This is a genomic window from Candidatus Rhodobacter oscarellae (assembly GCF_001078595.1).
GTDB classification, from domain to species: Bacteria; Pseudomonadota; Alphaproteobacteria; order Rhodobacterales; family Rhodobacteraceae; genus Rhodobacter_B; species Rhodobacter_B oscarellae.
This window is the reverse complement of the sequence record NZ_LFTY01000002.1, coordinates 1,095,555-1,107,533: the sequence shown is the minus strand read 5'-3', so window position 1 is coordinate 1,107,533 and position 11,979 is coordinate 1,095,555. Positions and strand designations below refer to the sequence as shown.

General features: G+C 56.7%; 9 protein-coding genes. 1 reads left to right on the top strand and 8 read right to left on the bottom strand.

Annotated features, from left to right (window positions below):
* Positions 1–47: 47 nt before the first annotated feature.
* From AIOL_RS10290 to AIOL_RS25890, 7 genes are all read right to left on the bottom strand, one after another.
* On the bottom strand, positions 48–1,067 hold the full coding sequence (locus tag AIOL_RS10290; protein WP_049642898.1) for an IS110 family transposase: 1,020 nt from the start codon (positions 1,065–1,067) through the stop codon (positions 48–50).
* Between the two features lie 147 nt (positions 1,068–1,214).
* Positions 1,215–1,481 carry a hypothetical protein gene (locus AIOL_RS10285; RefSeq protein WP_049642897.1) on the bottom strand — a complete coding sequence of 89 codons (267 nt, stop codon included), beginning with the start codon at positions 1,479–1,481 and terminating at the stop codon, positions 1,215–1,217.
* A 389-nt stretch (positions 1,482–1,870) separates the two neighbouring features.
* Complete coding sequence (locus AIOL_RS25490) at positions 1,871–2,017, bottom strand: hypothetical protein (protein ID WP_160314459.1); 147 nt, start codon at positions 2,015–2,017, stop codon at positions 1,871–1,873.
* 521 nt (positions 2,018–2,538) lie between these two features.
* Entirely contained in the window at positions 2,539–3,723 is a 1,185-nt protein-coding gene (locus tag AIOL_RS10280) for a helix-turn-helix domain-containing protein (RefSeq protein ID WP_160314458.1), read from the bottom strand.
* A gap of 34 nt (positions 3,724–3,757) precedes the next feature.
* Positions 3,758–4,840 (bottom strand): serine hydrolase domain-containing protein, encoded by a 1,083-nt coding sequence (locus tag AIOL_RS24400; RefSeq protein WP_160314457.1) that lies wholly within the window; start codon positions 4,838–4,840, stop codon positions 3,758–3,760.
* A 754-nt stretch (positions 4,841–5,594) separates the two neighbouring features.
* Complete coding sequence (locus AIOL_RS10270) at positions 5,595–8,306, bottom strand: hypothetical protein (RefSeq protein ID WP_049642894.1); 2,712 nt, start codon at positions 8,304–8,306, stop codon at positions 5,595–5,597.
* An 88-nt stretch (positions 8,307–8,394) separates the two neighbouring features.
* A complete protein-coding gene (locus AIOL_RS25890; RefSeq protein ID WP_235438967.1) occupies positions 8,395–8,544 on the bottom strand; it encodes a hypothetical protein in 150 nt (49 codons plus the stop codon).
* Here AIOL_RS25890 and AIOL_RS23940 point away from each other — a divergent pair.
* Complete coding sequence (locus AIOL_RS23940) at positions 8,543–9,745, top strand: vWA domain-containing protein (protein WP_053101236.1); 1,203 nt, start codon at positions 8,543–8,545, stop codon at positions 9,743–9,745. The two genes, AIOL_RS25890 and AIOL_RS23940, sit on opposite strands and share 2 nt — an antisense overlap.
* Positions 9,746–10,329: 584 nt before the next feature.
* Here the strand turns inward: AIOL_RS23940 and AIOL_RS10260 are convergent.
* The gene (locus AIOL_RS10260) at positions 10,330–11,409 is read right to left on the bottom strand and encodes a DUF418 domain-containing protein (RefSeq protein ID WP_235438965.1); all 1,080 of its coding nucleotides are present in this window, start codon (positions 11,407–11,409) and stop codon (positions 10,330–10,332) included.
* Positions 11,410–11,979: the final 570 nt, after the last annotated feature.

Genomic DNA, 11,979 nt, shown 5'->3' with positions numbered 1-11,979 from the left:
TTCATCATTTCAGTTGTCTTGCGTCTCTGATGTTCATTTGTTGGCGTTTATGCTGTGTGAAGCCGATACCTTTCGTTGCGCGTCAACACCGCCCAGATGATCCGGGCAGTCTTATTAGCCATGGCGACTGTGGCCACGCGCGGAGGTTTACGCTCACGCAGGGACATTGCCCACGGGTCGACGCGGTCGGGATTGACCTTCATCTGGTTCAATCGGGCCGTCATCCCGGTAACTAGCAGACGCCTGAGGCATCGGTCCCCCATCTTGGAGATGCGCCCGAGACGTTCCTTGCCTCCACTTGATCGGTTGATCGGTGTCAGCCCCAGCCAGGCGGCAAACTCTCGTCCATTGCGGAACTGATGCCCGTCGCCAGCGGTCGCCACAATTGCCGAGGCTGTGACTGGACCGACCCCGGGAATGGTCCTCAGCAGCATAACCTTCGGGTCTCTCCGACCTTCAAGCAGAATGCGTTTATCGTACCAGAGAATGCGCAAGTGCAGAGCAACCATCTGGTTGCACAGGTTCGTCAAAACTTCGATGGCGACTTCAGGAATGCTCGGACGATCTCCGTCCAGCACCGCCTTTGCAAGCTTCACGGCATGACCTATCCCTTGGGCAATCACGATGCCAAACTCCCCCAACAGCCCGCGCAGCATGTTGCTGAGTTGCGTCCTTTGCCGCACGACCAGATCGGGGGCGCGATGGAGGAACAGGACACCCTGCTGTTCCTCGGTCTTGATCGCGACAAAGCGCATCGTGGGACGGGTGACTGCTTCACAGATAGCCTCAGCGTCAATGGCATCAGACTTGCCACGTTTGACATAGGCTTTCACGTACATCGCAGGCATCAGTCGGACTTCATGGCCCAACTTCTGGAATTGCCGCGCCCAATGATGGCTCGCCCCACAAGCCTCCATGCCAATGAGACACGGCTCAAGCTTCCCAAAAAACGCCAATAGTTGCGCACGCCTAAGCGACTTGTTGAACGCAACGGTTCCATTCGATGTGATCCCGTGCACCTGAAAGATGTTCTTGGCCAGATCTAGGCCGACTGTTGTAACCTGCATTGGGTGGCTCCTTTCCTAGCAGTGATAGACAACTGCATTATGGCGCATTGCGACGCCGGTGGAGCAGGAGCCATCCACCCCATCCGGTCTGACGTGCCCCATCGCGGCGACAAGCATTATGGGCGGTCGGTAGCTTTGGGCCGTTAACTATTGCTTAAACGGGTCGACGTTTGAGCCACCGTTGACGAACGCAACTGGGCCTTCACTGCGAATTGTGCTGATTGCCTCCTCGAACGCGGCTCGGTCGTCGTCAAAGAGATCGTCCCACACAATGGATGTCCCATCTTCAGTCACTACTTCCAGCGACCGTCCATCTCCGCCTTCGAGTTTGTAGATGTCCACCTTGAACGGTACGCCATCCTCGACGATGCGCTGCGAAGCGCTGGAAATTACTAGGTTGGGTTCGCGTTCCATTTGAATGCCTCTTCGCTCCCGAATGGATGTTAAAGGCACTGATGACAGAAGCCAATGTCCGCAAAGCGGGCTGCAACCGCAGCATCAAGGCAACGGGTTGGATGACCGATAAGGGCCGTTCACGAAGGTAGACCTCGGCGCTTGTATGCAACATGCTGCGACCAGTCTAACGACTGCTCCGAGCCCATTTCGGAAGTTTTTGAATCTCGCTGCGCGCGCGCAGCACAGAAATCTCGGCAGGTGCGCAGGGTGGCGCGCTGCTACGCGACCGAGAAACCGGCCATTGGGGCGCTGTGAAGCGAGGCTTGGTGCGGCAATCAACTGGTTCTGAACATTGCCGTCCTTCGTCAAAGCACCGAAGATAACCGCTTTCAGTTTTTTCCTTTGGTTCAGGCGTCAAAAGCAGACAGTAACCCATATAGGCTTGCTGCCACCGCGATCCCCAGGCCGATTGCCCCCGGCGTTGTGCCAAAGCCAAGCCAGCCGATTGTCGATCCCACCAAGAGCCCAACTAAACCGCCAATGATCGGCTTCATGACTGTTTCCAATCTTTTGGATATTGCGACTTTAGTTCAACGGTCGAACTGCTTGTTGCAGGTTCTGATCGGATGGACCGATCAGAACCGGATAGTTTAGCTGACTCTCTTCAAGCACTCCGCGCAACAACGCGAGACAGCGGAATCGGGTTACTCAAAGCCTGCGGCTGTTGTGGCAAGTGTTTGATTTCGAGCATCAACTCTCGCCTGAACTGCGGCGCAGGCTTGGATGTTCCCATCCAAACAGGCAGCATCAAGCTGTTGGCTAGCTGAAATTTCCGCAGGAGAGTCGCACGCGCTTAGTCCAAGCACTGCCAGAATTACATATCTTTTCATCGAGGTTCCTTCTTATCATTTGGTTCCATGCCGGGGATCGAAATAGCACGGGGTGGTGGACAAGGCCGTGAACCTCGCGAGGAATTCGCGAAGCCATGACCTTTTGGTTTTAGGTGTTCGTGAGTGGTGGTTCAGTCTAGTTCGTCCTGATCAGTTTTGATGGATCAGGTGTCGTCTGGCTGTCCTTAAATGTCGTCCACCCCATCACGCCGAGACATATTTTTTCGATAACTTGTGGGTGTTTGTCCGGTATGCCGTTTGAAGGCATTGTAAAATGAGGATCGTGCGTTGAAGCCGACATCGTATGTGATGTTCACGACGGACTCATTTGTAGTAGCCAGCAAGGTTTTGGCTTCGGCGATCCGATAGCCGTTCACAAAATCGAAGAAGCTCTCACCTATCACCTCATTCAGTGTCTGAGAGATGTAGTTTGACGACGCGCCTATGTGTTTCGCCAATGCCCAGAGCGACAGGTTGGCATCTCGATGCAAGTGGTCCACTTCCATGGCGTTGCGAAGTTTGCGGCTCAAACGCTCGGATGCTTCGGGGCTCAAGGCCGACTTCTCATACTTTCCGGATGGCTGCGCGTTGATCGGCGCGGGATCATCTTCAGTGCTGGGTGGCAATGGAGGACGTTGGCGTATCCCCCAGAGTGTCAATGCGCTGACAAGCAAGAAACCGACGAGGCTTGCTAAAATGACAATTGAGGATGGGGCTTCGTTGATTCCGACGGCACCTAACAATAGCAGTGTGGTTGCGAGCCAAAATGAAAAGCCTAAATTGCCTATGACGTATATCCAGCGCAACTCGAACTGTTCGGTGCTGGAGTAGTAATCGCGCAGTTGAAGCCGGAATCCGGAAAGGCGGCGCAAAATGAGGATCAGGTAGATTGCGATTTGGGGAAAAACCGCGAGTTGGAGCAACCCCAAAAGAACAACGAGCGTCATACCCCATGCAGAGCTTAGCTCTGGATCGTCCGAAAACAGCGCTTCGCGAATGGCTGGCGGTGATGCCAGAACCATGATTGCGACGACCACGGCAGCGGCGGGCAATCCGAAATGTCGGGCCAGCCGTTTGGGCATCTCTTGGTCTTGCGACGTTAGGATTTGCACGTACAACCAAAAAAGCGGAGCAAGGAAGAACGAGCTGGGCCATGTGACCAAGTCCGCAGTCAACTGATAGCCGCTTGGCAAGGATGCCAATATCCGGGTGAACGCATCTGGAATGTTGTTCACTGCGATAGCTGAGAGAAAGATTGCAAAGCTTCGGCTGACGCGTGAATGTCGTGTTTGCATCAGACAGAATGCAGCTCCGAAAAGGGCGACTGCGACCGACCCAAGGCTCGTCATTTCTACGAGGATATCGTCCATAACCCCAATCCCCTCGCTCATGCCGCGCTGCAATTCACTGAGGAAGCAGTCCTTGCGCGTAGCTTTCTATAGCACCGTTTCGGTTGGTCACCGCCGCACGGACCCGCCCTGTTGCAAGCTCGGCAGCCATAATTGCATCGAACCCATAATTTCGCCCCTCGTGCCAGATGACACTGCCCGGTTCAACAAACATGCCCAATCCGGATTGCTGGCTTACGGGCGTGATCATACGGGTTGCCAGCGCGAACGGCAAAATGGCGCTACGTTTATGATGCAAAGAATCGAGCACTGCTTGGAGGATTTTCGCCAGGTCAGACGCCGTTGCCCATAGGCCGGCAGCCGCGCTTTCCGGGTGCCGTCTGAACCCGTCTTCCACGGGTCGGCCGCTCTCAAAGGCGCCATGGGCGAAGGCCGCTTGCGGTGTGATCGCAAAGGTTGCCGCAGCCGCGCCAATGGTCTGAAGAACCGTTCTTGATGTGTATGTAGAAAATGCCTCGCCGGTTATGTCTTCGATCAGCGCTTGCAACACCATAGTGCCACCGCCGCTATATCGGAACTGAGCGAACAGCCGTGGGCTGGCCCGCACCGCATCGGAATTTGCAGGCGCTCGCCCGCTCAGGATTTCAATCAGGTCGGGCAGGTTTTCGGATGGGCCGTATCCGCTAAATCCATGGATGGACGTGCCAGCTGTATGAGACATAAGTTCTGCAACAGTTGCCTTTTCGCCCCGCAGACCAGGCAATTGCCAGCGTCTGAGGTACTGTTTCACCGGTACGTCGAGTGTTAAGTGCCCATCACGGACCAGGGTCAGAACGGCAAGTGATGTCACAGTCTTTGAGCAGGATGCAACTTGAAACAGTGTGTGGTCATCGACAGCGACCCCATCCCGCGCCATGCCTCCATGTTGCACGGTCAAACGGCCCTCGTTTATTGCGGCAATCTGATAGCCAGCGTCGGGTCCTGCAGCGTGTTGTGCCAAAGACAGGTTTGGAATTGGCGCAAAAGCCGCGGCCAGGCTCAGTGCGTTAAATGTTCTTCGGTCCATGGGTTTGCTCTTCTCGCTTCCGGTTATGGCCAGAATTTCTGACTGTTCCGGGCAGAAGTGTGTCTTGATCAAGCAGATGTCGCCTGTGCCTATAGGTTTGGACGAACGATCTGACATTCAGGGCGTGCTGAAATTGCCAACACGCCCTGGATAGCCGTGAAGAATTGGACGGTGAAAAGTGAGTATCGCCAAGAGAGCTGGTGTCAGTCTGGACAAAATCGACCGTTGCGAATGGCTGGATTGGCGACATGCGCTGCGTTGCAACAATACAAGCGCCGCGACTGCGAGGAAATACTGCGTCAGCGAACCGAGGGAAACGATGACGGCAAAGTCCGCGATGTGTGAGTTCGCCCAAGTCCAGATTTTGCACTTGCAACGAATGTCGGCAATGCGGGCTGCTACCGAAGCATATGGAAGGACGGGCGAAAGTCCGGAAAGGGCCGACCACAGCGACGGCTATTTCCGAGAAGCTTGGATGGACGCTGCGACGCCGCATGGCGGCACTGAATCCTTAGGTTGAATTCGGTTTTCTAGCTGCATGCGTTTACGGAGTTAGAAATGCCGCGCAAGCGATGTAATTAGTGCCGCTCTGCAGCGAAAGGAGCGGTCATTCATACAAACCGGTGAGTGCGACAGAGGTCGACTTCATCGCTAAAAACAGACGGGTTCATTGAGTGCCGTAACGACCTGTGCGACGCTTCGTAGTCTCGGGAACAACACGCTCGGCCCCATAAAAATCGAAAGGTTCTTGATAGTTGTCGAAAGACTTGCAGTCCGTGGTGCCGGCGAAGGTCTCGGTAGGGGCATAATGCGCGAGAATTACATTTTAGTCCAAGCCAATAAATCGTCCCGCATTGCCGCCTTCAATCACGGTAGGCTCCGAGGGCGGCGTGAACAGGCCCTGCAAAGCCCCGGACTGCCCCTGCTGCATCAGGCTTTGCATCTCAAGGATCTGCTGGTTCGTGGGCGAGATGTAACCGTTGGAGTATTCCTGACCGACCTGGCCATAGGCGCTGACGACAATACGCCCCAGCTCATCGCGCAATGGTGCGATACTGTCTCCCGATTGTTCGGTGCACACCTGCAGGATATCTGTTGGCCCAAAGGGTGAGAGTAGCGCGCCGCGTTCTACATCCAAATAAACCGACTCCAGCGGGATCGTGAGCGGGTCGGTTTTTGACACTACTTGCCCAGGCATGCGCACCGCAAAAGAGCCACAGCCATAGTCCGCAAGATTGGTGACGTCGATCACGATTACATCCGGGATCGGGCACTTGCCGGCGCCCGCGTCGAACGTCGCATCGTTCCTGAGAGCACCCTGAGTGGCGTCCTCAAACCGGCTGTCCCAACGGTTGACCGCGTCTTTGACATCGGCCTGCGCGCCCAGAACGCCATCCACGACCCCATTGATCAGCCGTACGGCGTCCTCGGGTTTGACCTCTTGCACGTCGTTTCCGATCTGCTTGGCGGTCTCAGTGGTCGCTTGCTCGAGCTCTTTGACAGTTTCCACCAGCGCGGCGCGGTCCTCTGCAATCACCCGCCGCAGAGCGTCCATATCCTCACCAGGGAACGCGGTCTCGTAGAGGTCGCGCAGGATCTCGGCGCGCCAGGCGGCGTCGTATTCCTGCTCGGTGCGGGGTCCGTCGCCCATCCAGTCCGTGGGCGCGTCCTCGCCAAGGTTCAGCAGGTTTTGCAACCCGCTGAGGGCCTCGGCCTGTTGTTCGAGCTCCGCGGTCGTCGGGTCGCCGATACTGTCCACGCCAAACATGGCCTGCTCCAGCCACTGGCGGCTTTCCAGGCGTTTTTGCGAAAGATCGGCATCCACATCCTCATAGGCCCGCTGCATCCATTCCGGGTTTTTTAGGAATCTGCTGATGCCACGATCATAATCATAATTTTCGTAACTCGGCGTCGGGGCATCTTCGCCCCTGCTTTGCGCTTCGTAGTAAGCCTTTTTATACGCCTCCGATTCTGCCGCCACACGGGCCCTCAATTGCTTCTCGGCAAGCGCGCGCGCGCGTAGGTCGGCCTGCAGCTCCTCGTTCATCGTGCGGAAATTGCGCAAGGGGCCCATCAGCGGATAGAGGATCCGGCCGGTGTTCAACCCATAGTCATCATCGGTGCCATCCCCGGACAGGTTGACCTCGGGCTGCAGGGGAACCTGGCTGTCCAGCGGCTCCTCGGCCCAAAAGTCTCGCCGCTCGGCGCGCGTGCGGCGGCTCAGCTCAATCGGGCTGATCTCGCCATTCTTAAAGGCCTCGTTCGGGTCGACGCCCTCTGCCAACAGCTGCTGTTGGTAGAGCGCCTCGCGCACGGCGTCGGTCTCGTCCGCCAGGTATTGGAAATAGGCCAGCACCTTATCCTGGTCCTCTGGCGCCAGTTCGGTGAGCTTTCTGCTCAGTTTTCGGATGTCGATGCCTTCGCCATCGGCCAGGTCCTCCGCCAGGGGATCTGTGAAGTAGCGCCGCGATTTGTGTGTCGGGTCTGGCACCAGGCTGCGGACCAGGTTGTCCAGAAGCGCGTGGAACCTTTCATTGCCGACCGCACGCAGTTCCTCATTCAGGCCGTCCAGCCGATTGGATTGCTCTGTCAGTTCCCAAGGCGTGGGGAAGAGCGTCAACGGCTTAAGGATCTCGTTGACGCGTTCATGCAACTCGCGCCCCTTGGGCCCGTAATCTATCGGGCAATACCCCGCCGCGTTGCCACAGGCCGCGTCGAAGGCGACAAGTGTGACCGCGTTTTTTCCAAGCTTCGCGGCTAGGCTTGAAAAATACGCTTCGACCAAGGCCTGGTCTGACCCGAACTTGCGGCCCAGGTCCCGAACGCTGCCGTCATACTCGGTCAGGAACCGCTGCTTCGCCGCAAGAAAGTCATCCTGGATGTCATCAATGTCGTCGACATTGCCGTCATACAAGGACGGCGCGCGCATGTACTCGTAAATCGCATCGAGCATCGAGGTGTTCTGATCCGGATCGTAGTTTTCGATCAAACGCTCTTCGGCGGGCGCGCCAGACAGCGCCGCAAAGGTCCCGGCCAGCAGTTTGCTTTGGGCGGCCCAGTCCTGGGCGACCTGATTATAGAAGCGGTCCAAGCGCGCGCTTGCGTCGGCAATGTAGGTCGCAAGCGAGATCACGCGAATGGCGCGCTGCTCCCAGAGCTCGTCGTATTGCCGCTGGTCACAGGCGGCACTTGCCCCCCGCAAGGCGCTATCGAGCGCGTCGATCTCTGCGGTGGCGCGCGCGACCGTGCTGCCAATGCGAAACTTTAGGCCTCGGTTGTACCTCTCAAAAATTTTGGTCTGCTCAACCTTCCAAACATAAGTGTCACCGTACCCGTAGTCGTCAGCGGCCAAGGATGAAATCACAGTGTCGCGCAATCTGGTGCTGAGTTTCTCCATCTCGGCGGCGGCGAAATGGGCCAGAGGGCCTGGCTGCGCCTGCGCGTTTCCGGTGGACTGGGCAAGCCCGATTGTCGGCAGCGCGGGCACGACGAGGCTTGCGATTAGGATCGTGGCCACTGATGTCTTGAATCGGTTCACGCGCGCGCCCTCTGGTAAATAAACGGAATCTCTATCACGGCACCTTATGAAAAAGTCGGGCCCGGGTATACAGGGCGCAATTCACTTGCTAAAAAAGTTGATCGAATACTGCCGGAACAACAGCAAAGGCACAGTTGTTACCAAATCCGCTCTTGCAAATCGCCTGACCACACTTAACAATTTCGGCATCTGATGGCTGTGCTGGCCATACCAACATTTCGGAGCATTCGGTTTTCATGTCGCATTCAATCTTCGGGGGTCCGCGGTTTGCGCTGACCCTGTCCACAAGCCTTCTTTTGTCCAGCTTTGCCCTTGCCCAGGACGGATCGGATCGCGGCAAGGCGATGATGGTATTGGACGCATCGGGCAGCATGTGGGGCCAGATCAACGGCGAGGCCAAGATCACGATTGCCCGGGACGTCATCGACGGCGTGCTGGACGCGTGGGACCCGAATGTGGACCTTGGTTTGATCGCCTACGGCCACCGCCGTAAGGGCGACTGCGCGGATATCGAGGTCGTGCAGCAGGTTGGCCCATTGGATGCCGGAAGTTTCTCTGCCTTGATGCGCGGCGTAAGCCCCAAGGGTAAGACGCCGATTTCGCAGTCGTTGTTTCTCGCCGCCAAGGAGCTTCGCCATGTCGAGGAACCGGCCTCGGTTATCCTGGTCAGCGACGGGCTGGAGACCTGCGACGCCGACCCATGCATCATGGCCGCGTTGCTGGAGGACAGCGGGATCGACTTTACCGCGCATGTCGTCGGCTTCGATCTGACCGAAGAGGAAGCGGAAAAGCTTCAATGCATCGCAGACAACACAGGCGGCAAGTTCCTAAACGCCGACAACGCAACTGAGCTGACCGAGGCGTTGGCGCAAACGGTGGTCGCCGTCAGCGAGGACGTGGCCGCTGAGCCCTTGCAGTCCGAGGGCGTCGCGGACGACGTGCCTACTAAGATCTCCGAGCTTGATCTAGACTCGCTCAGCTTTGACGTCATCACGCTCGGAAACGATGCGGCGACAGGCAAAACGGTCGCATCCGGCACATCAAACGGGGTGGGCTGGACGGTTGTCGCCAACAGCATTTATGCGCCTTTGACCAATCAAAAAGGCGGTGCCCGGTTCAATGACCTACCCGGGAACTATGACGATCTTCATGTGGGTTCTGATTTCACCATCACGTTTGACCGGCCGGTAACCTCCATGCTGGTCGTTCTGGGCAATGACAATGACACGGGGGACGGGCCGAATTTCCAAGAGCTTGCGCCCATTGATTTTGTCGATGCTGCAAATCCGGACGGCGGCACTCAGGTTCGAATAGATGATCCTGGCGGGGCGCTGTTTTACTACAAAGACATCAACATAACTACGATGACGCATGTCAATGATAACGGAATCGGCGACGGATGGGACCTCGCCTTTTTTGTGTTCCCGGCTGCGAACTAAGACGCAGCATCGCAAAAGCAAGCTTTGACTGCAGTACGCGCTTTCATTCGCCAATCCGCCCCGGCTAATGGCAAACTGGTCCATGAAAACCGGGAGAGACCGCGCGGCCCTATGCGCCCTAGTTTCTTGGGATTCGGAAGTGCCAAGGCGTCACAAGCTATGCCCCGCGCCTCGATGCTTGAACAAAGTCGCTGCGAATATGTAGCTTGGATCTCCCGAGTTCGAAACTAGGCAATGACTGCAAACGGGAAACGTGGCGCAACAAAGAAAACACTACGCCGCAACCGCGAAGAGAGACTGCAATAGCAACGACCGAAGAACAAAGGTCGGGAATTTCCCGCACACTACCAGTTCACCACATCCAAGATTTTGCACATGCGGCGAATGGCCGGTCTGACGGGCCGCACCGCGGCATTCGAGACACAAATCGTGTGGCTGCTTTGGGCCGTCTTTGTGGGGCGGAGCGAACTGACGGGCGCAAATGCTGCGACCGACCTAACGGCGGCAGGGAGCGCACTGTGACCAATGCTGTACGATGCATGAACGTCTGCTTTGAACGCAGTTCGTCGTGAGTGGGCGCGCGTTCAAGCGTATGTAATCCGACGCAGCACCCATTCAAACGGACCCAGTTTGAACCAGATCCGCCAGACACTCAGGGCCGCGATCAGCAAGACTGTTACCAGAATTGCGATGCAAGACGCGGTTGCCCGGTCGACTTCGCTCCACAGTCCCAATCCATACGCCGAGAAGATGCTCGACAAGAGAATTGACTGGCCAAGATAGACACTCAGACTTGATCCACCAACAACTAGAGCCCGGGACATGATAGGCCCAGGTGGGCGCGAAATCAGCGCGATCAGGCCGAGGTATCCGAGGGTTGCTATCGGTGCCGCGACAATTGTGAGTGTCGCTCCTGGCCCGGCCGGACCCCATTGCCACAGCCCAGCCCCAAGCAAGCTGAGAACCAAACCCGGCAGCAGGCACAACCGCCGCGCGCGCCGCCAAAGCGGATGACGTGCATTGTCGATCATGCCTGACTTCACAGACGCCAAGCCAAGGCAGAACCATCCAAGCGCAGAGACGCCTTGGATGATCAGGAACAGTGGCAATGTGAATCCAAAGCCGATGCTTCTGAAGAGCACTGCGTCGAAAAACCCGCCTTTGGCAAGGGCGTATTTTTCGAACCGGAAGACCTCGGCAGGTGTTTCGGATGCCGCAAAGAGCAATGGCAATCCGACGAACAGTTGCAGGACAAGCAAAGCTGCACCAACTTTTACCAGACGCGCCGCCGTCCAATCGCGAAAAAAGTACAGAACAGAGCCGGTCACGGCATAGATCACGAGAACGTCGCCGGGAAAGAACAAGCATCCATGCGCGATCCCCAACAGCAAAAGGCCGATCATGCGGTTGCGATAGAGATGGCCAAAGGGCAAGCTACGACGTTGAGCGGAGCCCATCAGAAACCCAAGTCCGACCCCAAACATGAAGGAAAACAGGCCATAGGTCTTGAGCAGCGCCAACCCACTAACAAGCCAAAGGGTTACTTCATCGCTGAAGGTTTTTCCGACAGGTTCGGTAAAGCCATGCAAGGCAGAAAACGCGATGTACTGGATGTTGACAATGACAATGCCAAAAAGCGCACAGAGCCTCAGGTAATCGGGCATCAGGGCGCGGTCATCGGTTGCTTTCACCGCAGTGTTTCCTTGGGATGCACGTATGAAATTCTCCAGCGTTGTTTGCGCCAACCTCTCCCAAAATGCACCGCTTGTTCAAGCCGTTTGCTTTTGCATAGACGGATTGAAGACCAATTCTGGTTTGCCGTTTGTTTCATGAAACAACCATTCACAAGACAGAAGCGAGGGTCGGTTTTGTCCCGCCCTGCAGTCGTCTGCCACTGAAAGAACTGAGCAAGTGCAGCGAAAGTCGGCAATGCGGGCTGCGATCGCAGCATTGGAGCTGGGTGGCGAATGTCTCTTATGGGCCGTTCCCCGCTGGGGCGGCAAGATCCAGCAGGTGAAGTTGCTGCGACAGATCTAACGGCGGCTGAGAGCCCATACTGTAATTTTGTTTTGCTCGCTGCACGCGCTCGCGGCTCGAAATAGGCTTCATCTGCGCAAACTTGATCGCTGCGTGGCGGCGGGGAACCGGCCATTGATGCTCTGCGCGGCGAAATCTTAGTGGTCAACTCCCAGGCCGCGGGACGAAACGGCCAGGCAATTTGCAATCGACGCCTT